Origin of the sequence: Natronococcus sp. A-GB7 (genome assembly GCF_029688865.1) — an archaeon.
Taxonomy (GTDB): domain Archaea; phylum Halobacteriota; class Halobacteria; order Halobacteriales; family Natrialbaceae; genus Natronococcus.
Map to the genome: position 1 here is coordinate 1 of NZ_JARUKV010000006.1, position 20,303 is coordinate 20,303.

Annotated in this window: 20 protein-coding genes; 9 read left to right on the plus strand and 11 right to left on the minus strand. The window is 66.7% G+C overall.

Features of this window, described 5'->3' with window-relative positions; translation table 11 throughout:
* The first annotated feature begins 362 nt into the window (after nt 1–362).
* Together QA609_RS06845 and QA609_RS06850 are read left to right on the plus strand one after the other, a co-directional pair.
* Nucleotides 363–707 carry a hypothetical protein gene (locus tag QA609_RS06845; RefSeq protein WP_278301846.1) on the plus strand — a complete coding sequence of 115 codons (345 nt, stop codon included), beginning with the start codon at nt 363–365 and terminating at the stop codon, nt 705–707.
* A gap of 80 nt (nt 708–787) precedes the next feature.
* On the plus strand, nt 788–1,600 hold the full coding sequence (locus QA609_RS06850; RefSeq protein ID WP_278301847.1) for a hypothetical protein: 813 nt from the start codon (nt 788–790) through the stop codon (nt 1,598–1,600).
* Between the two features lie 24 nt (nt 1,601–1,624).
* On the opposite strand, the gene QA609_RS06855 is transcribed toward QA609_RS06850, so the two are convergent.
* From QA609_RS06855 to QA609_RS06865, 3 genes are all read right to left on the minus strand, one after another.
* The gene (locus QA609_RS06855; protein WP_278301848.1) at nt 1,625–1,972 is read right to left on the minus strand and encodes a winged helix-turn-helix domain-containing protein; all 348 of its coding nucleotides are present in this window, start codon (nt 1,970–1,972) and stop codon (nt 1,625–1,627) included.
* Between the two features lie 139 nt (nt 1,973–2,111).
* On the minus strand, nt 2,112–2,963 hold the full coding sequence (gene otsB, locus QA609_RS06860; protein ID WP_278301849.1) for a trehalose-phosphatase: 852 nt from the start codon (nt 2,961–2,963) through the stop codon (nt 2,112–2,114).
* Nucleotide 2,964: 1 nt separating this feature from the next.
* Nucleotides 2,965–4,614, minus strand: coding sequence for a trehalose-6-phosphate synthase (locus QA609_RS06865; protein WP_278301850.1), 1,650 nt, complete (start codon nt 4,612–4,614; stop codon nt 2,965–2,967).
* Between the two features lie 166 nt (nt 4,615–4,780).
* Between QA609_RS06865 and QA609_RS06870 the strand changes: the two genes are divergently transcribed.
* Entirely contained in the window at nt 4,781–5,944 is a 1,164-nt protein-coding gene (locus QA609_RS06870; RefSeq protein ID WP_278301851.1) for a Xaa-Pro peptidase family protein, read from the plus strand.
* A 104-nt stretch (nt 5,945–6,048) separates the two neighbouring features.
* Here the strand turns inward: QA609_RS06870 and QA609_RS06875 are convergent, their stop codons facing one another.
* The 3 genes from QA609_RS06875 to QA609_RS06885 form a co-directional block, all read right to left on the minus strand.
* On the minus strand, nt 6,049–6,591 hold the full coding sequence (locus QA609_RS06875; RefSeq protein ID WP_278301852.1) for a hypothetical protein: 543 nt from the start codon (nt 6,589–6,591) through the stop codon (nt 6,049–6,051).
* Between the two features lie 171 nt (nt 6,592–6,762).
* On the minus strand, nt 6,763–7,404 hold the full coding sequence (locus QA609_RS06880; RefSeq protein ID WP_278301853.1) for a hypothetical protein: 642 nt from the start codon (nt 7,402–7,404) through the stop codon (nt 6,763–6,765).
* Nucleotides 7,405–7,543: 139 nt separating this feature from the next.
* Entirely contained in the window at nt 7,544–8,380 is an 837-nt protein-coding gene (locus tag QA609_RS06885; RefSeq protein WP_278301854.1) for an alpha/beta hydrolase, read from the minus strand.
* A 106-nt stretch (nt 8,381–8,486) separates the two neighbouring features.
* Here QA609_RS06885 and QA609_RS06890 point away from each other — a divergent pair, with 106 nt between their 5' ends.
* The gene (locus tag QA609_RS06890) at nt 8,487–8,714 is read left to right on the plus strand and encodes a DUF5795 family protein (RefSeq protein WP_005558915.1); all 228 of its coding nucleotides are present in this window, start codon (nt 8,487–8,489) and stop codon (nt 8,712–8,714) included.
* 190 nt (nt 8,715–8,904) lie between these two features.
* On the opposite strand, the gene QA609_RS06895 is transcribed toward QA609_RS06890, so the two are convergent.
* Complete coding sequence (locus QA609_RS06895) at nt 8,905–10,524, minus strand: hypothetical protein (protein WP_278301855.1); 1,620 nt, start codon at nt 10,522–10,524, stop codon at nt 8,905–8,907.
* Nucleotides 10,525–10,840: 316 nt separating this feature from the next.
* Here QA609_RS06895 and QA609_RS06900 point away from each other — a divergent pair, with 316 nt between their 5' ends.
* The 3 genes from QA609_RS06900 (at nt 10,841) to QA609_RS06910 (ending at nt 14,184) form a co-directional block, all read left to right on the plus strand.
* Nucleotides 10,841–12,010, plus strand: a complete 1,170-nt coding sequence (locus QA609_RS06900) for a sugar phosphate nucleotidyltransferase (RefSeq protein WP_278301856.1) — start codon at nt 10,841–10,843, stop codon at nt 12,008–12,010.
* A complete protein-coding gene (gene glmS / locus QA609_RS06905) occupies nt 12,010–13,809 on the plus strand; it encodes a glutamine--fructose-6-phosphate transaminase (isomerizing) (protein ID WP_278301857.1) in 1,800 nt (599 codons plus the stop codon). The genes QA609_RS06900 and glmS overlap by 1 nt, the downstream gene beginning before the upstream one ends.
* A gap of 189 nt (nt 13,810–13,998) precedes the next feature.
* Nucleotides 13,999–14,184 carry a hypothetical protein gene (locus QA609_RS06910; RefSeq protein WP_278301858.1) on the plus strand — a complete coding sequence of 62 codons (186 nt, stop codon included), beginning with the start codon at nt 13,999–14,001 and terminating at the stop codon, nt 14,182–14,184.
* Nucleotides 14,185–14,392: 208 nt separating this feature from the next.
* On the opposite strand, the gene QA609_RS06915 is transcribed toward QA609_RS06910, so the two are convergent.
* The 3 genes from QA609_RS06915 to QA609_RS06925 are packed head-to-tail and all read right to left on the minus strand — an operon-like array spanning nt 14,393 to nt 17,428.
* Complete coding sequence (locus QA609_RS06915) at nt 14,393–14,959, minus strand: metal-dependent hydrolase (RefSeq protein ID WP_278301859.1); 567 nt, start codon at nt 14,957–14,959, stop codon at nt 14,393–14,395.
* 46 nt (nt 14,960–15,005) lie between these two features.
* The gene (locus QA609_RS06920; RefSeq protein ID WP_278301860.1) at nt 15,006–16,208 is read right to left on the minus strand and encodes an ABC transporter permease; all 1,203 of its coding nucleotides are present in this window, start codon (nt 16,206–16,208) and stop codon (nt 15,006–15,008) included.
* Nucleotides 16,205–17,428 carry an FtsX-like permease family protein gene (locus QA609_RS06925; RefSeq protein ID WP_278301861.1) on the minus strand — a complete coding sequence of 408 codons (1,224 nt, stop codon included), beginning with the start codon at nt 17,426–17,428 and terminating at the stop codon, nt 16,205–16,207. Before QA609_RS06925 ends, QA609_RS06920 begins: the two co-directional genes overlap by 4 nt.
* Nucleotides 17,429–17,692: 264 nt before the next feature.
* Here QA609_RS06925 and QA609_RS06930 point away from each other — a divergent pair, with 264 nt between their 5' ends.
* Nucleotides 17,693–17,818, plus strand: coding sequence for a hypothetical protein (locus QA609_RS06930; protein ID WP_278301862.1), 126 nt, complete (start codon nt 17,693–17,695; stop codon nt 17,816–17,818).
* Nucleotides 17,819–17,857: 39 nt separating this feature from the next.
* Here QA609_RS06930 and QA609_RS06935 read toward each other — a convergent pair whose 3' ends face one another.
* A complete protein-coding gene (locus QA609_RS06935; RefSeq protein ID WP_278301863.1) occupies nt 17,858–18,565 on the minus strand; it encodes a DapH/DapD/GlmU-related protein in 708 nt (235 codons plus the stop codon).
* A 378-nt stretch (nt 18,566–18,943) separates the two neighbouring features.
* Between QA609_RS06935 and QA609_RS06940 the strand changes: the two genes are divergently transcribed.
* Nucleotides 18,944–20,269 (plus strand): polysaccharide deacetylase family protein, encoded by a 1,326-nt coding sequence (locus QA609_RS06940; protein WP_278301864.1) that lies wholly within the window; start codon nt 18,944–18,946, stop codon nt 20,267–20,269.
* Nucleotides 20,270–20,303: the final 34 nt, after the last annotated feature.

A 20,303-nucleotide genomic window follows, 5' to 3' on the forward strand; every position in this document is an offset into this window, starting at 1 on the left:
CACGCCACCGCAGGAAGAGCGGTCGGACCGAACTGATACATGGTCCGCCTACACGTAACACGAGTTTCACACCAAACCCTGGGTGAAGCAATCGCGTTACCGGCTATCGCTATCGGCGATCCCACGGTCCAGAAGCGCTATCCGGCTCTACGGGCAGTCTCGAATCCGAGCCACCCCGAGCGGCCACGGCAGACACCACTGTCGACGTCATCATTTCGAGGGGTTCGACGAAACGACCGTCAGCCAATGGGATCAGTTCCGGGCCGGAGACACTCTCCCGCACATAACTGTCGCAACTGTTAACCCGACCGACGATAGGGTCGGCCCGAGACGGTTCGGCCGATGAGCGAGCGAGGACGAACGTGGCGAGGGGCCGCTCGAGCGCCGCCGGCGGAGGGACCGTGATCGAGGATCTGCGGACCGAAGCGGTTCTCGAAGGGTCCGACGGGAGCTACTACACCGGCTGGGAGGTCGCCCGCCGACTCCGATCGGGCGACTGGAGTCCCTGTCTTCGGCAGGACGACCCCGACCGACGGCTGGTCGAAACGGAGTCGGGCGAGCTACTGCTGCTCGCTCCGATCGACCCCGCGGCGCTGCCGGCTCGAGCGGCGGTTCGGCTCGAGGGCGAGGCCGCGCGCGTAGTTCGAACGCGACCGCGGTGTCGTCGGCTCCGAAGCCGACAGTACGGGTTCCCTGACGGTCAATAGTCCGAATGGAACCGTTTTAGGGTGAGCCATCGTAGTCCGTAGGGGTCGCCAAACGCGCGCCGAGATCGATTTCAGCGAACATGAACGACGAGGACGCGAGCGACGAGAGACCGGCCCTGACGCGGCGCCAGCTGCTGGTCGGGCTGGCCGGGTCGACCGCCTCGGTCGCCACCGTCGGAACGGTCGGCTACGCGAGGCGGGAGCCGACCGACCGACTCGAGGTTCGACTCTGGTTCTCCGAGCGGGCTGCGGGATACGACGGGATCGCCGACCGCGTTCGCGACTACCTCGAGGCGTTGCTGTCCGACGAGTACTGGGACCTCGAGCTGTCGGTCGGCGGAACGGTCGCGGTCTCGACGGAGGACGGCGCCCGCGTGACCAGCGGCGGCGAGTGGCCCGCGACGCTGGCGACGGGGGCGGTCGGGATCGGCGACGTCGACCCGGTTTCGGACGTCAACCTGCTCGTTACGGACGGCCAGATGACGACCGCACCGACCGGGTTCGCGCTGCCCCACGTCGCGTCCGTCGGCGGCGCCCGCTACCTCGCGACGCTACCGCCGATCACGGAACTTGGGACGGTTCGGGACGGCGAGGCGGTCCACCGGACCGTTCCCAACGAGCGCCCGACTCGGACGATCCAGATCCTGTTGCACGAACTCGGGCACGCACTCGGGCTCGAGCACGATCACGGGGTCGCCTTCCGAAGCGAGGAGACCGTCGTCGCGACGCCGATGCTCAGCAGCTACGCCTGGGATCCCGACTACGAACAGGACCGATCGCGCTGTGGAACGGTCTACCCGTCGACGGCGGGACGCGACCGCGCACTGAGTTTGACGTTCTCGGCGTGTTCGCGCCGGGAACTCGAGTCCTACAGCGGCGGCTTGACGTTGTGATCGGCCGAAAACGCGTCGAGGAGTCTACTCCTCGTCGGTCTCGTTCTCGCCGCGGGCGAAACTCCCCTGCTCGCCGGTCGACTCGTCGATCTCCGGGGATGGCCCTTCGATAAGCGACTCGAAGTCGTCGGTCTCGTCGTACTGGTCGCGGTAGACCAGCGCCGCCCGCCCGAGCGAGGTGATCTCGTAGAGCCCGGAGCGCTCGGCCGGACCGATCTTCTCGACGAGCCCGTAATCCTCGAGCACCGGCAGTCGGGTGTTGATGTTCTTGCGGCTCTTGCCGGTGTGGGCCGCCAGGTTGGTCGCGACGTTGCGTCCCTTGTCCTCGAGCTCCTCGAGGATCAGGAAGTCAGTTGGTTGTCGTAGTTTCACTCTCGGTCACGCTCGCACCTGCCACTATATTTCCAGTGGTGACTAATTCTTTCGACTCCGACCGGTCGACCCGATTCGAATGACATATTGAACGTCCCAGCGCTCCTGGAGCTACAAAAGCGGCCTCTCGGCCGTCGGCTCATCCACTGTCAGCAGTCCGAGTCGTGGGAGTGGCGGAGTCGTCCCGAACGTGTTCGACACCCGTCGTCGCGAACCACTCGAGCAGCGAGGCGACCCCCCCGGGCGAGCGGACGCGTCCCGACGCGGCCGTCGGGGCGTCGTCGCCGACGCGGACGCCGACGCCCCGGGGTTCGACGGTTCGGAACGCGGACTCGTCCGTGACGTCGTCGCCGATGTAGATCGGAACCGTCCCGTCCGAGCGGTCGGCGACGAGCATTCCGACGGCGTTTCCCTTCCCCCAGTCGATCGAGGGGCCGATCTCGAGGATCGCCTTCCCGGTCGAGAGTTCGAGCCCCTCACCCCCGAACCGGGAAACGGTCTCGCGGGTGAGTCGCTCGACCTGTGGTCTCGCGGGTTCGGGCACCGACCGGTAGTGGACCGTAGCGGTCAGGCGCTTGTTCTCGACGCGGGCGTTCGGAACCGGATCGAGGGCGATCTCGAGGGCCTCGCAGACCGCGTCGACGCGCGCGGCGCGCTTTCGGGCGATCGGGTGGACCGCGACCGAATCGCCCCGTTCGAGTTCGAGGCCGTGGTTGCCCGCGTAGATCCGCGGACCGTCGACGCGCTCGCGGACGTCGGCGAGCCCGCGCCCGCTGACGATCGCGGTCGTTACATCCGGCTGGTCGGTGAGCGTCTCGAGGACGTCGCTGACGGCTCGCGTCGGGGTTGCCTCGTCGGGGTCGTCGACGATCGGCGCCAGCGTGCCGTCGAAGTCCAGACACAACAGAAGCTCCGTCGCCGCCTCGAGTCGCGTTCGGATCCGGGGCCGTACCTCGTCGATCGGATTCGGCTTCGTTTGCTGTCGTTGCATACTATATTTGTGGGGTCCGCGCGCCGGGACCGTCGTCGTCCGACTCGTTCGGGTCGTGAAGACGGCGGATCGACGCGAACTGGCTGTCCATCCACGCCTCGAGGTCGGCCTCGAACACGTCGGTCCGCAGCGACCGCATCCGGCGTCGTCGCTCGCTGGCCGGCATCGCCAGCGCGGTCTCGAGCTGGGCGGCGAACGCGTCGGTGTCGGTCGGATCGATCGTCACCGCGTCGTCGCCGAGCCGTTCGTGAGCGCCGGTTCGCTCGCTCAACAACAGGACGCCGTCGCCGTGGGGTTCGCCCGGCGCCGTTTCGCTCGCGGGGCCCTCGCCGACGCAGGAGGCGACGTACTCCTGGGCGACGAGGTTCATCCCGTCCAGCAGCGGGCTGATGACCATGACGTCGGCCCGCCGGTAGAGCCCGCAGAGGTTCTCCTGGGGGACGTACTCCTCGGTGTAGACGATCGGCTGCCAGTCGTCGGTGCCGAACCGGCTGTTGATCCTGGTGACCTCGCTGCGGACCAGGTCGCCGAGCCGTTCGTAGGCCGGAATGCCGGTCCGGGAGGGCGTCGCCTTCTGGAGGAACGTAAACGTCCCGCGCCGATCGGGGTTGCGCTCGAAGAACCGCTCGAGGGCGGCGAGACGTTCGGGGATCCCCTTCGAGTAGTCGAGGCGGTCGACGCCGAGTCCGAGCGTGACCTCGGGAGAGACGCCGAACTCCTCGAGCAGTGCGTCCGTCTCCTCGACCGCCCGGGCACTCTCGTCGTGGCTCTCGGCGTCGATCCCCATCGCTGCAGTCGCCAGCCGCGTCGTCCCCTCGTCGTAGTCGACAAGCCACTCCTCGTGGTCGACGACCGCGCCGTCGAGGTACTGCTCGACGCACTCGAGGAACAGCCGCGCGTACCGATCGACGTGGAAGCCCAGCAGGTCGTTGCCGAGCAGCCCCTCGAGCAGCTCCTCGCGGACGGGACACTCCGCGAACGTCTCCGGCGTCGGCCACGGGATGTGCCAGAAGTGTGCGATCGTCGCGGCCTTCGGGATCCGCTCGCGGATCAACCGCGGCGCGAGCCCGAAGTGGTAGTCCTGGATCCAGACGATCGACTCGGCCGTCGCGTGCTCGGCGACGGCGTCGGCGAACCGCTCGTTGACCGTTCGGTACCACTCGAAGTCGTTCGTCCAGCCGTCTCGCTCCCTGATCAGGTCGGGAAACTCGTGACAGAGCGGCCAGAGGACCTGGTTGCTGAAGCCGTAGTAGTAGGAGTCGACGGCCTCCTCCGAGAGGCCGATCCGATGAAGGGTGTAGGCGTCCTCCCCGGGCGGCACGGAGACGCAGTCGTTCGCGTCGGTGACCGCGAAGTCGGCCTCGCCGTCGCCCCAGGCGATCCAGGTGCCGTTGGCCTCCCGGACGACCGGGTCCAGCCCGGCGGTCAGTCCGCCGGCGGGCTCGTCGACGACGATCGACCGGTCCTCGCCGTCCGATTCGGCCTCGGACTCGTACTCGTGGCGGTACGGCTGGCGGTTCGAGACGACGATCAGCGATCCCGGACAGCCCGGACCGTCGTCACCGTCGTCCGTCTCGTCGGGGCGGCTCCCCCCGTCCGCTCGTCGCCCGTCGGTCCGTCCGTCGGGCAGCCGGTGCTCCGTATTTCGCATTCGCTGAAGGGAAACAGGACCCTAGCGGGTCGGTTCGCGGCTTGCACCAGCCTGGACCTCTAATACCCCCTGGTATCGTTTCGACCGGGAGACCGGTCGCTACGCCGTCCGTTCGACGTCCCCGCGACCCGAACGCTCTTTTCGGGACGGGAGAAACGCTCGTCACATGCACCCGCCGTTCGACGCCCGCATCGAGGCCTGTCGGCGCCGACTCGAGACCGTCGGCGCGGAGCTGCTCGTCTGCTTTCCGAGCCCGAACCTGACCTACCTGTCCGGGTTCGTCGAATCACCGTCCGAACGCCACTTCCTGCTGTTCGTCCCACAGAGCGGGTCGCCCGCGATCGTCGCGCCCGCGATGTACGGGGCACAGCTCGACTCGCTCGGGCTACCCGACGTTCGGCTCTGGGACGACGAGACGGATCCACTGATCGTCGTCGAGGACGTCCTCGAGGGGATGGCGCTCGAGAAGGAAGACGGGACTACGGGGTCGACCGTCTTGCTCGACGACCGCATGTGGACGACGTTCAACCACGACCTACGCTCACTGCTCCCCGACGCCGAGTTCGGCCTCGCGAGCGCGGCCCTCGAGGAGCTTCGCATCCGCAAGGACGAGACCGAACTCGCGGCGCTTCGCCGAGCGGGCGCGATCGCCGACCGCGTCTCCCTCGAGCTCCGCTCCCGGGGCGAGGAACTCGTCGGGACGACCGAGGCCGAACTCGCGAGCGAGATCGACTCGCTGCTGTCGGCGGAAGGCGGGGGCGAGCCCGCCTTCGAGACGATCGTCGCCGCGGGGCCGAACGGCGCCCGTCCCCACCACCACCCCGGGGATCGCGAGATCGACCGGGGTGAGCCGATCGTGCTCGACTTCGGCGCGTTCGTCGAGAGCGAGCTCGAGGCGGGAACCGCGCGCTACCCCGGTGACCAGACCCGGACGATCGTCGTCGGCGAGCCCCCCGCCGAGTACGAGCGGGTCCACGAGGTCGTCCGCGAGGCCCAGGGGGCAGCCGTCGAGGCCGTCGAACCCGGCGTCGAGGCCGGCGAAATCGACCGCATCGCTCGCTCGGTGATCGAGGACGCGAGCTACGGCGACGCCTTCGTCCACCGCACCGGCCACGGCGTCGGCCTCGAGGTCCACGAGCCGCCCTACATCACCGCGGGCAACGACCGCGAACTCGAGCCCGGGATGGTCTTTTCCGTCGAGCCGGGGATCTACCTCGAGGGCGAGTTCGGGGTGCGGATCGAGGACCTCGTGGTCGTCACCGACGAGGGCTGCGAACGGCTGAACGACTCCCCTCGAGGGTGGGAGAGCGGCGAAAACGTCGGTCGGTAGCAGTAGATCGTAGCACGGTCTTCATAGTGGGTGAAGCTCGGCCGTCGTCACAACAGACGGGCAATAAGGGAAGCGGATAGAGATCGCGTTACCCGATGACGATCTTACGCTTCGAGTTCAAATCTGAACGCCCACGAGCCATGATCGCCATATTTGTAGGTTGTGCGATAGATTCCGGGCTCTGGACACCTCTCATCCAGCTCGTAGTCGGACCCCGCAATACCATACCGTTGCTCGATGGATTCACCGGGTTCGAGATCCGTCGTTATCAGCACATCGTCTCGGCCGATTCCTCGTTCCACGCGGGCACATCCGCCTCCTTCCAATAATTGCGTCTCGATCTCGCCTTCCAATCCGATCACAAGTCCGCCACCAGCTACAGATCGTCCCGGGAAAGCGAAATCGTTCCCTGCCTGCTCCCATGCAGCTGTTTCCTCACTACCGTTCTCAACAGAGATGTCGAGTGTTGGAAACGAATCGTCAGATAGCGTGTCTTCAATTACCTCTATATCGAACGAAAGGATATCCAGATCGTCGTTCGTGGAGACGAGGACGAGAGTTAACTCGGTCTGGCCGAGTGCAGTGCAACCGGTAATCGCCGGGGAGAGGCCAAGACCAGCACTGGCGAGGAGCTGACGACGATTCATGTATGGATAACGACAAGAATTGTACAAATAACTTTCCACGCTCAAACAGTGATTCGAGTTTCTCTGTACCGCGCGTTCGTCTCAGGTGCAGTTTGTCCTCGAAGGAGTGGCTGCTCTATACGTGTCACGGGGAGCAACACACCGGTTTACGACGACTACCGGAAGAAGTAATTAATTTGTGTCTGCATTAGTGATTCTGAGCGTAAATCCCCACGTGAACTCGGTACCAGCATACTCATGAGCGTTTTTGAAGCGATACTCGCCAGTCGGAAAACATCCTTCGACGGTTGGATCGTCGACGACAATGAGCCGATCCGTCCCCGTTTCGTTGGGACCGAGTGTGTGACTTAGCGGGCCTTCGTCCGTCATTTCGACGTATTCGTCCGTGGCTTTCGGGTTTTCAATACAGTCCGGAGTATAGTCTTCTTCGGGGCTATCAGGAGCTGTAAGCGAGTAGAGGAGTATGCCCGCCTCGCTATCGGCTGAGCTCGATCCCTTGTAGTACGGACTCCAAATCTGCTTTTCAGTATCGCTCGTGTTCGTAGCGGAGACCTCGATAAACCCAGTTCCGTCGGCCGTCACAGTCTCTTCAACTACTTGCACATCGAACTCGACGGGTGCGTTGCTCGGGATGTCGTCGGCGTCCGGTATCGAGATCTGTCGTTCAAACCCGTCGGTCGAAACCGCTCTGTCGCCGTTCGGGTCGTCGTCTGATCCGTTCCCGTCGTCGGTGCTACCACTCTCGCTTACGCAACCAGCGAGCGTAATTGAGAGTGCAACACCAAGACTGAGAAGCCCTTGGCGGCGGTTCATGTCAGATGATCGTCCACAGGTGCATAAAATCCTTCTCTAAGCTCAAGCGTCGATTTTACCTTCTCGCCTGTTCGGTACGCCTCCCTCTCCGACGATTCGGCCGATTCGGATTCACGATCCGGACTGAATACAGAACCCACTAAGACTGGAGGAACGATCGCAGCTCCTCGCGATAGGCCTCTGGGCGGTCCTCGGGAACCCAGTGGTTCGCCTCCTCGAGCCCGACGCAGTCGGCGCCGTCGATATCGCTCTCGAGACGCTCGGCGTACTCGATCGGCTGGAACTCGTCCTCGGCGCCCCAGAGCATGAGCGTGCGGGCAGTCACCGCGGACGGATCGATCTCGGTCGTGTGGCTCGTGTTCGTCCCGATCGCGTTTCGGGACAGCGAGACCATCCCCTCCTCGGAGGCCCACTGGTCGACCATCCCCTCGACGAAAGCGTCGTCGGCGTCGTCGCCGTACAGCGTCCCGCGAAACACCGACTCGAGCGTGTCGGTCAGGTCGTCGACACCCATTCCCTCGATCGTCGACGGAAGGCCGAGATCGACGATCGTCTCGATCGGCCAGGAGTCGTAGCAGACGGCGTTCGAGAGTACGAGCTCGTCGACCGCGTCGGGTTCGTGAACGGCGTAGCGCAGGCCGACCCCGCCCCCGAGGTCGTGACCGACGAAGGAAAGCGAGTCGAGGCCGAGCTGCTCGAGCAGGTCGGCGACCGCCCGCTCCTGGGCCCGGATCGAACGGTCGAACCGGTCGTCCATCGTCGACTCGCCGTAGCCGACCATGTCGGGGACGATCACGCGGTAGTCGTCGGTGAACTCCGGCGCGACCCGCTGCCAGAGGTACGACGACGTCGGGATCCCGTGGAGGAACACCAGGGGCTGGCCGTCGCCCTCGTCGGCGTACGCCATCTCGAGGTCGTGGCCGTCGACGGTCACCGTCGTCGACTCGAGTCGGTCGGTCCACTCGTCGTGATCCATGCGCGTCGCTCCGTCGGACGGACCGATAGTGATTCGGCCCGAACGCGACGCCGCGATCCGAGCCGACCGAGAAACGCTTAGGGGTGTCGGGGCCACACACTCGAGCGTGAGCGAAAATCGCGTCGTTCAGGGACGAATGGTCACGGCGAAGAAACTCGCGGAGCTGATCGAGGACGACTCCGTCATGGACGCCGAGGCGATCGAGGAGGCCGACAGGGAGTGTCCCGACTGCGGCGGGGACGTCCTCGAGGTCGGCTACATGCCGTCGGTCACGGAGTTCGTCACGGGACAAAAATGCCAGGACTGCGACTGGAGCGAGACGGATCGGGACTGAATCGGCTGCTTTTCAACGGACCGGGCTACCGAACGTAGCTACCCGGGTCTGTCGCGGTTGAGTCCGGCGAGCGACGGCGAACGCTGGACGGCGCAACGCCCGCTCGAGGAGGTTTCGAAAGGAACGGATCGGCGATTACGGTCCGCCCGGAGCGTTCAGAACGTTCGAGCGATGATCGGTCGTCTACGCCCTAGTGCGTCGTCTTTTTCTTCTCTTTCTCGTCCTTGTCCTTCTCGTCCTTGCCGTTCTTCTTCTCGTCTTTCTTGTCCTTGTCGTCCTTCTTCCCCTTCTTTTCGTCTTTCTCCTCGCCGTCGCCCTCGCCGACCGCGCGCGCCTCGGTCAGCTGGACGTTCTGGTTCGCCTGGTAGTTCAGCTGTTCGGCCGTCGCCTCGCCGCAGTGGGTAGCGTAGGCGATCGCGCTGAACTGCTCGTTGACGTTCACCTGCTCGACGAACTGGTACTGGTCGATCTCGGCGGCGGCCGCCTCGAGGTCGATGTCGCTGTCGCCGTTCTCGTAGGCCAGCGCCCAGGAGCCGTCGTCGTTAGCGGCGGCGCCGTTGAGCACCGTACACGCGCTGCAGCGTCCGTCGCTGACGTTCAGCCCCTCCGCGGTGGCCACCTGCGCGTTGAAGTTGCCCTGGTAGCTCACCTGTCGGGCGGTCGCGTCGCTGTCTTTCTTGGCGAGCGCGATGGCAGCGTTTTGCAGGTTGATGTTCTCCTGGCCGACGCGCTGGACCTGCGTGATATCCGCCGACGCCCCCTGTCCGTTCGACTGGTGCTTGCCGTCGTCCGTTCGCTCCACGGCGCCGTCCGGAAGCTCGCCCTCCATCTCGGCGCAGTCGAGGATATCGTCGGCCGACCGGAAGCCGAAGCTGATCGCCGTCGCGTCGGCGGTCTGCTCGTTGACGTTGAGCTGGGAGCTCAGCTGGTAGGCCTCCGCGGTACTACACTCGCCGACGGCGATCGCGATGGCGACGCCCTGCTCGCTGACGTTGAGCTGGGAGACGTCCTGGGCCTGCTCGACCGACGCTTCGGCCTCCTGTCGGTCCCCTTCGCCGATGTTCGCCGCGACGGCCTCGGCGTGCTGGTAGTTCTCGTTCGCCTGCCAGCTGCGCTGGTAGGACCGGGCGCAGCTGCCCTTCTCGGCGAGGGCCATCGAGGCGCTCTGACTGTTGTAGTTGAACTGGTCGACCGTCTGGGTCTGTTCGATCGTCGCCCGGGCCGACTGTTCGTTCCGGTAGGAGTCCTCCCTGGCGACCCAGCCCGAGAACGTCCGACAGCCGGTCTCCTCTGCGAAGACGATGTACACCCGGCTGGGGTCGTAGAACGTCTCGTCTCTCGTCTCGTGTGCGACGTCTATCGACTCCGCACTCGCGTCCTGGACGTTGACGTTGTCCTGCTCGGTCTCTTGGACGGCCGTCGCGTCACCGCCGTCGATAGCGATGCTGATGGCGTTGCCCTGCTGGAGCACGTTGAGCTGGGAGACCTCCTGGTACTGGATGACGTTCGGGAGGGACTCCCCTGAGTCGCCGTTGATCTCGTCGCGGTGCTTGTCGACCCAGCTGTCGAGATCCTTCTCGGAGGAGTCGGCGCCGAAGACCAGGTACAGATCGTCGCCGTTGATCTCGTGACTCTTCGCTTCCTCCTCCTCTTCCTTCTCATCGTCCTTCTTTTCGTCGTCCTTCCCTGCATCCGCACGCGTACGGGTACTCGCCACCGAAAGTGTTCCGACGCCGAGTCCGCCCGCCGCGAGTCCTTTGAGATACCCTCGTCGCTTCATCGTGCCGCGGTTCGTGTTCTTTTCTGCCATAGCGCGGTTGGACCGACGAGCATATCACACTCTGTAATTGACCGGCTTCCAGGAATAATTGGGCATCTAACGGGTGTTGCAGCATCGAAACCGAACGGGGGGCTGGACAGGTCGCGGATAATTATATGCGCGTATCGAGAGCCGGTTACGATCCGATCGGCGGACACCGCGTCGACGGGACGAGGGTGCTCGAGACGCCGCGTGACCCCTCGAGCGCCCTGAGCGCGGCCGATGGAGGCTCGATCGGAAACGGGAGGCGGTACGGCCGGAATCCCCAGTCGAAAGGAATAATAGCCGGTGCTAGCTGTCAACAGACATGGGATACTCCGCAGTGGTGCTCGCGGCAGGGGAGGGGAGACGACTTCGGCCCCTGACGACACACCGGCCGAAGCCGATGCTTCCGGCGGCGACGAAACCGATCCTCGAGCACGTTTTCGACGCGCTGATCGACGCCGGCGTCACCGACATCACGGTCGTCGTCGGCTACCGCCGGACCCGGGTACAGTCCGAGTTCGGCCCGAGCTACCGTGACGTGCCCCTGACGTACGTCGCTCAGGACAAACAGCTCGGCAGCGGCCACGCGCTGCTCGCGGCCGAGCCGGCGATCGAGGGCGAGGCACTCGTCGTCAACGGCGATCAGCTGATCGACAGCCGAATCATCGAGGACGTCATCGCGGCCCACGACCAGGAGTCGGCGACGGCGACGCTGGGGCTGGTCCGACGGGCCGACGTCACCCGGTACGGCGGCGTGCTCCTCGAGGACGGTGTCGTTACGGAGATCGTCGAGAACCCGCGTGACGACCGGGGCTATCAGCTCAATGCCGGTGTCTACGCCTTCGAGCCGTCGATCTTCGAGGCGATTCGCCGGAGCGAGCCTCGCGCTGGCGAGCAGTCGCTGGTCGACGGAATCACGACGCTGCTCGAGGCCGGCGACGAGGTCCGAGGGGTCGTCTCGGAGGGAACCTGGATCGACGCCACCTACCCGTGGGATCTGTTGCGGATCGCCGACGACCTGCTCGAGGAGGGTGAGGAACGGCAAATCGCCGCGAGCGCGTCGGTCCACGAGGACGCGACGGTGCTCGAGCCGGTCGTGATCGACGACGACTGCGTCGTCGGCCCCGGCGCGGTCGTCGGACCGAACGTCTGTCTCGGCGAGAACGTCACCATCGGATCGAACGCGACGGTCGAACGGTCGGTACTCGACGCCGACACTCGCGTCGACAACGGCGCCACGCTGCGAGACTGCGTAACCGGACGGGGCGTCGGGATCGGTCCGAACTCGACGGTCGTCGGCGGCCCGGGTGACGTCGAGATCGGCGACCGCGTCCACCGGGAGACGATCCTCGGCGCGGTGCTGGCCGATCACGTCCGCGACGTCGGCGGGGTGACCTACGAGCCCGGAACGGTCGTCGGCCACGGCGCGGTCTGCCACGGGGGGTCGACCGTCGGCGGAACGATCGCCGCCGACGCGGAGGTGTGGAGCTGATGTGCGGAATCATCGGCTACGTCGGCGCCGACCGCTCGAACGCGGCCGACGTTCTGCTCCACGGCCTCTCCCAGCTCGAGTACCGGGGGTACGACTCGGCGGGGATCGCGCTCGCTGACGGCAGACTCGACGTCCACAAGCGCCAGGGCGAGCTCTCGGCGCTCGAGAACGCGCTCGCGGGTGCCGAGCTCGGCAACCAGACCACGGGGATCGGCCACACCCGCTGGAGCACCCACGGACGGCCGTCGGACCGCAACGCTCACCCCCACACGGACGCCGAGAACCGGGTCGCAGTCGTCCACAACGGGATCATCGAGAACTACCAGGGGCTGCGCGACGAGCTCTCGGCCGAGGGCGTCGAGTTCCGCAGCGAGACCGACACGGAGGTCATCCCCCACCTGATCGCCGGCTACCTCGAGGACGGGCTCGACCACGAGGCCGCGTTCCGCGCGGCGATCGGTCGACTCGAGGGAAGCTACGCCGTGGCGGCCGTCTTCGCCGGCTCGGAGACGGTGTACGCAGCGCGCCACGAGTCGCCGCTGGTGCTCGGCCTCGCTGACGACGGTACCTACCTCGCCAGCGACGTCCCCGCGTTCATCGAGTTCACCGATCGAGTGATCTACCTCGAGGACGGCGAGTTCGCCCGGCTCGAGGGCGACGAGATCTCGGTCACCGACAGCGAGGGCCGGGTCGTCGAGACCTCGATCGAGACGATCGAGTGGGACCCCGAGGACGCCGGCAAGAGCGGCTACGACCACTACATGCGAAAGGAGATCAACGAGCAGCCGTCGTCGCTCCGGGAGTGTTTCCGGGGTCGGCTCGACGAGCTCAGCGGCCGGGTCACTCTCGAGGAGTTCGAGGGGTTCGAGCTGAACCCGCCCGTAACGTTCGTCGCCTGTGGCACCTCCTACCACGCGGCGCTATTCGGCGCGCAGCTGTTCCGGGAGTGGGGCGTTCCGGCCCACGCCTACCTGGCCAGCGAGTTCGAGGCCGAGTCGATGCCGATCGACACCGACTCGGTCGTCGTCGGCGTCACCCAGAGCGGCGAGACCGCGGATACCCTGCGCGCGCTCCGAGAGGCGAACGCCGCCGGCGCGACGACGGTCGCCGTGACGAACGTCGTCGGCAGCTCGGCCGCCCGCGAGACCGATCGCGTGCTGTACATCCGCGCCGGACCGGAGATCAGCGTCGCCGCGACGAAGACCTTCGCTTCCCAGCAGGCCGCACTGACGATGCTCGCGGCCTCACTGAGCGACCACCGCTCCCGGGAGCTCGTCCGCGAGCTGCGGTCGGTTCCCGACCGAATCCAGTCCGTCCTCGACGAGGACGCCGCCCGCGAGGTCGCCTCGACGTACGCCGACGCGAGCGCCTACTTCTTTATTGGGCGGGGGTATCACTACCCCGTCGCCCTCGAGGGCGCGCTGAAGATGAAGGAGATCACGTACAAACACGCCGAGGGGTTCGCGGCCGGCGAGCTCAAACACGGGCCGCTCGCGCTCGTCACGGAGCAGACGCCGGTGTTCGCCATCGTCACCGGCGACGGCCGCCGCGCCGAGAAGACCATCGGGAACGTCAAGGAAGTCGAGGCCCGGGGGACGCCGGTCGTCGCCGTCACCGACGGCCGATCGGAGGTCGGCCGTTACGCCGACCACGTCCTCGAGGTGCCGCCGGCTGGCGAGATCACGAGCTCGATGGTCGCGAACGTCCAGCTCCAGCGAGTCGCCTACTGGACGGCCCACGAGCTGGGTCGGTCGATCGACAAACCCCGGAACCTCGCCAAGAGCGTCACGGTCGAGTAACGGCGGTCGGCATCCTCCACAAAGCATATACTTTCGATCTATCGAGTAGCGGTAAGGAATCGAGATGGACGCTCGAGTACAGCGCGGCACCGCGGATCGGTTCGAGGTTCGACGACGATCCGGAACGCGGAGTCGGACCGAGAGCATTCCCGATCGCATCGGACCCGAATACCGTCCGAGGGAGACCGAATGACCGTTGTCGTCGAGTTCGTCGACGGCACCAGCAAGGAGTTCGAGACCGCCGAAGCGCTCGAGTCGGGGTGGCTCAAGTGTACGCGCCCGCGAAGCGAGCCGCGATCGGATCTACCGGGTGAGACGACGACGAAGTACTATCGGCTCGAAACGGTCGACGCCGTCGAGCGGGACTCGACGTGAGCGTCGAGACGGCCCGTTGGAGTCGAACACCGATCACGCCGACGGCCGGTCCCCGCCGGCCGGTGCCGGGACCGCTCGTGCCCTAACGGTCAGTCTCCGGCAATCGTATTCCCCGCAGTCACGTCGATCACCTACGTCGAAATAGTTCTGTCGGCCAATTGAATATCTTGAGAACGCGAGAGGAATCGACGTTCGGCTCGGCGAGCGGTCAGTTCGAGTCGTGCGTCGAACGACCGGGGAGAACCCGCTCGAGCAGCGTTCGGATCGCCGCGAGTCCGGGATAGCCGTCGCGTCGCCAGACGACGAGTGCGACGGCGGCGAGAGCGAACTCCGAGAGGAAGTAGGGGTCGCCCAGCGACTCGAGGAAGAGGGCGGTCACCGTCGGTGCGCCCGACTCGTAGCCCTCGACGGGAAGCACGGGCCACAGCAGGAAGCTCGGGTCGGTACCGCCCCACAGCGCCGGCAGAGCGTCGACCAGCGTGTGCGAGATCGCGCCGAGTCCGAACGCGAACCCGTACTCGGGGCGGCCGTACCGCCGCGCGAGGAGGTAGACGCCGACCGAGACCGGAACCAGAAACAGCAGGGAGTGCGCCAGCGTTCGGCCGGTCGGGATCACGCCCAGGTACCACGCCAGGGGTTTATCGATCAGATCGGGGAACTGGGTGCCGACCAGCAGGACGAGGAGGGCAAACTCGCCAGGCGGTCGATCGAATCGGGTCCGTGTCGCGAGCGCGTAACAGAGATAGCCGATAGCTGCGTGTCCGAGCGGCCACATACGGTTCGACCGACGGGGGCGCCACCTATAATGGGCCTGATTCGACTCAGGACTCGAGCACTGCCACCGTCGCCGATCGGCTCGCGTGCCAGCCCGTGATGAGCGCGACGAGGACCCCGACGACGACGGCGACCGCGAACCCGAGGGCGAACACCTCGAGGGGCGTCCGAACCAGCCGTTCGAAGCCGATGACGGTCGTCGAGAGGCGGTTCAGTCCCGTCGCGAGGACCGGCGTCGCGGCGACGCCGATCGCGCCGCCGAGGAGGCCGACGACCGCACCCTGGACGCCGATCGTCCCGGCCAGCAGCCGCCGCGAGAGGCCGATCGCCCGCAGCGCCGCCAGCGTCTCGCGTTGCTGGTAGGCGACCAGCACGAACAGGTTCGTCGTCAGCGCGACGCCGCCGACGATCGCCAGTCCGACGAGCGCGACCCCGCTTGCGACGACGAGGTGCCGGTCGCTCACCATCGCGGCGAACTGGTCGTCGGCGGTGCGGACGTCGTACGTCGGGTACTCCGCCCGAACGTCGTCGGCGAACGCCTCGCGGTCGGCGCCGTCCTCGAGGTTGACCGTGACGAACGAGGCCCGACTCGAGCCGGCGGTGCCGGTCATCGACTGGAGTTCCGGCAGGCGGAGGGTCGCGGCCTCGGTCCCCAGAAACTGCGAGTAGTACGAGCCGACGCCGACGACCGTGTAGGCGTCGACGGCCTGGCGTCCGGCGCCGACGTAGACGGTGTCGCCGACCCCGACGTCGAACCGGTCGGCAGTGGCGGGATCGAGCACGACGACGCTCGAGCGGATCTCCTCGTCTCCGTCGGCGGTCATCGCGCCGTCGAACCCGTCGCCGTCCTCGAACTCGAAGTGGCCGTGGGTGCCCTCGACGCCGACGGCGGCGATCGGCTCGACGGCGTCGGGGTCGGTGCCGAGGTAGACGTCGTGCATCGCGACCGTCGAGACGTCGCCGACGCCCTCGCGCTCGCGGAGGTCGGCCGCGACGGCCGAAGCGTCGACGACCTCGTTCTCGCCGCCGGCCGCGGGGCCGCCGGTGATCCAGATATCCCGGCCGGCGTCGTCGAACTGCTCCTGGCCGGTCTCGACGACGCCGACACCGAGGCTGGCGAGCAGCGTCACGGAGAGCACCGCGAGCACGACCCCGCCGACCGCGAGCGCGGTCCGACCCGGGGAGTGACGAAGCTGGGCGAGTCCGAGGCCGACGACGGCGCGAACCCGAGCGAGCGAGGCGCGGCTCACCGACCCACCTCCGCGAGGGCGTCGGTTCGGGCCGCGAGTGCGAGCGGGTACGGCAGGGCGACCAGCGTCGAGACGACGGCGACCGCTAACGCGTACGGAACTACCAGCGGGTGCAGGGTCGCAACCGCCTCGGGGGCAACCGTCGCGGTCGCGACCGCGTTCGTCACCCGAATGCCGACGACTCCGAGGGCCACGCCCAGCAGAGCGCCGGCAGTCGCGGTCGCGAGCGTCGTCGTCGCGACGACGGCCAGCCGGCTTCCGGTCGGGAACCCGACCGCGCCCAGCGTCGCGAGCGTCCGGCGATCGGCCTCGACTCGCATTCCCGCGGTGGTCGCCACCAGTAGCGAACAGACGCCGAGCGCGACGACCAGCGCGAGAACACTCGTCGCGAGCGCGAGGCCGTCACCGAACAGCGCTCGAACGTCAGTTGTCCCATCGTTCTCGAGCGCGGCGTCGGGGTACGCCTCGGTCGCCCCCTCCCGGATCGCGTCGTCCTCGCCCCAGATCAACACCTCGTCGGCCAGTCCGTTCCCCTCGGTACCCGACAGCGACTGGAGCACCGCGAACTCGACGAGTGCGACGGGCGGCTCGCCGTCGGGCCCCTCCTCGACGACGCTAACCGTCGCCGAGTGACGCTCGACGCCCTCGAGGAAGAGTCCCTCGCCCGGTTCGACGCCGAGCTCGGCGGCGGCAGCCCTCGAGAGGACGAGTTCGGTGTCGTCAGCGGCGGCCGGTTCGTCCTCGAGACCCGCCGTCGGGAGCTCCGCCACCGTCGACGGCTCGTCGCCGGGAACGACGCCGACGAGCAGGAGGTACGCCGAGTCGTCGGCCTCGGGGTGGTCGACTCGAATCGGCTCCCGGAGCACGGGCGAGGCGTGGGCGACGCCGTCACGGTCGGCGATCAGTTCGACCCGGTCGGGGCTCTCGCCCAGCCGCGGCGGTTCGACGCCGGTGACCGAGCCGTGAATATCGGCGTCGTCGGCCACGATCCGGGCGTCGGCGTCGTGCTCTACCTCCCCGTCGTCGGCCAGCGCGAGCGCGACGCCCGTGACGAGCACGAGGTTCGCGACCGTCAGCGCGACGACGAGGATCGTCGCGAGCGTGCGGCCCCGCGCAGTCGTCAGCTGCGTTCGAACGAGCGTCACCGCGACCGCGAGCAGCCCCCACCATCGGCTCGAGCGCCGCGAGCCCTCCCCGGAGTCGAGATCCCGTCCTGACATCGGTGGCGGTCGAGGGAGCCGTCATCGCGTCGCGCGATCCGAACGACCATCGGCTCCCGGTCACGCCGAGACAGTCCGACGAGTCCTATTGTTTGTCTCTCGTTACTTTCCGGCCGCTCGAACCGACGGTTCAGTTCGACTCGCGGAACGGCGGTGGGTTCGCTCCCTGATGGGGCTCTCGGTTCCTCCACTTCCGGTTCGTTCGAACCGACGGCCCCGGAACGCCCGATACACTTATCGTGTCAACCGTTGACAACCATGGCGATGGTCGGAAAGCTCATCGCCCTCCTGACGTTCGCCCTCCTGTTGCTCTTTCTGGCCGGCGCGCCCGCGATCGCCGAGTTCACGGCCGCTCAGCTGTGCGGTCCGCTCGAGTCGATCGAGTGTTGAGCGATCGGGGCGGCGACCGCGGCTAGGAGGCGAGAGCCGTCAGTCGGTCGGCGCCGACCGCGCGAGCGGGACGTCCTCGGTTTCGCCGAGGCTGCGCTCGAAAAACGCCCGGTTCTCGCGAATACGCCGGTCGCTCCACTCCCACCACTCGAGTTCGAGCAGCCGGGATCTAACCTCCGGTGGGAACCGCCAGCCGATCCGATCAGCCGGTACGCCCCCGACGATCGCGTAGGGCTCGACGTCTCTCGTGACGACCGCTCCCGCACCGACGACGGCGCCGTCCCCGATCGACACACCCGAGAGGACCGTCGCCCCCGTCCCGATCCAGACGTCGCTGCCGACAGAGATGGGACCGTCGGCCGTCGGCGGGAGTTCGCTGTCGAGGACCTCCTCGTAGAGGCGGATCTGCATCGACGGCTGGTCGATCCGGTGGTTCGTCTGCTGAAAGGTGCTCTCGCGGGCGATCGCACAGAAGTTGCCGATCTCGACCTCCCCGACGAGATCGCAGTCGGGCTCGAGGTTCGTCCGTCGCCCGATCCTGACGTCGCCGTCGAGGATACAGCCCCGGCTCAGCCTGGCGTACGGCCCGATATCGACCCGGCGACGGAGCAGACAGCCGACCGAGATCCGGGCCGAAGGAGCGATCTCGAGCTCGGCGGAGTCGAAGTACCGATTGAGAAGCCCGTGGGTTGCCGGCGGATAGCCGAGAACGGAGGCCGACCGTTCGACGATGGTATCGAGACTCATGCGCGTAGACACCGACCCAACGCGGTTCGGGATATAGTTTGTTCGAGTATTTCGTAGAGTCAGCGATCGAGACCGTTCGCAGCCCTCGACTACCGAGGGTAGGTAGCACCTGTCGACGTTCCGATTCGGAAACCGAGTCGGTGAAACCGGACAGACGGCGGCTACCACGGTTCGACGTCGATTCCGCCGTCCACAGGAGATTTCGGAACTCCGTTACCGGTGGATCGCCCGCCTCGAGTACGGATCGTCGACCGAACGACCGAAACGAATCGGTCGAACGGTCAGGTTACCGTTACTATCGTCACAGTAACACTGGTCGGACAGCTGGGAGGTCGGTCCATAACAAACCGTGGTTCGAGGTTGGTCTCGGGTGGACCAATGGACCGACGAACCTATCTCGTGACCGCGACGGGAGCAGTCGTGGCGCTTGCCGGCTGTTCGGAAATGGGCGGCCCGGGCGAGACCGACGACGAGGACCACGACGACGACGCGGCCAACGGCGACGACGATCACGACGAGCCGGAAACGGACGACGAGGAACCGGAGGAAGAGGACGAAGAGGAGGAGGACGGCGACCACAGCGATCTGGTCGGCACGTACGACGACTTCGAGGACCTCGAGCCCTGGCAGGCGTTCCAGGATATCGGCGAGATCGAGGCCGACACGGAGCAGTACTACGACGGCTCGCAGTCGGCGCGACTCCTGCCGGACTCCGAGGACGGCCAGGTGCGGGTGCGCCGCGAGACCGACGAGCCGATCGATATCCGGGACGTGGCACCGGGGCTGGCCATGACCGCCTCCGATAGCGGAATGGTGTTGATCCAGCTGCAAGACGAGAACGGCGACTACGTCGAGTACAGCCAGCAGGTGATGGGGGACATGCCGCTGGCGCGGCACAACTTCGGGCTCACCCGCGTTCGGGGCGATCCGAATCTGGAGGAGATCATCGTCCTCCAGATCATCCGCTGGTTCGGCGAGACCGAGGACGGCGAAGACGAGGACGAGGGCGCCGGCGAGGAGATGTGGGTCGACGACTTCCACTTCGTGCCAAAGCCCGACACCCCGACGGTGATGCTACAGTTCCACGGCGGCTACGAGACCCACTACGAGGAGGCCCTGCCACGGGTCGCCCAGTACGACTTCCCGGCGACGACGTTCGTGCCGACCGACCGACTTCGGGCCGACCCCGCCGTCGAGGGCGACCGACTGACCGAGAGCCAGGTCGAGGAGCTCGCGGCGAACGGGTGGACGATCGGTTGCCAGACCGCGAACGGAGCACAGGCGGGCTCGATCGACGAGGTCGGAGCCGAGGACGTTATCGTCGAACCCGCGGAGTGGCTCGAGGAGGAGGGGTACGACGACGACGGCCGGTTCTTCGCGTTCCCCGGCTCGCAGTACAACGAGGAGACGTACGAACTCGTCCAGGAGAACTACGACCTGGCGTTCGCGGGTCAGACCCAGTCCCAGGGGTACGCCGGCAACCCCCACCTCTGTTCGGTGGTCTCGAACCCGAGCGGCGACGAGGGTGCAAGCCTCGTCGAGTGGACCGCCGAGATGGGCGGGATCACCTCGATCGGGTTCTACCAGCTCGAGGAGAGCGAGGCGATCGAGGGGCTCGAGTCGACGCTGGCCGCGCTCGACGAGTACTCCGGCGAGGTCGACGTGATCACGCCCGGCCAGATGGCCGACGACTACGTCTACTGAGCGTCTCGGGCTCGGCCTCGAGAAGAGATCCGTC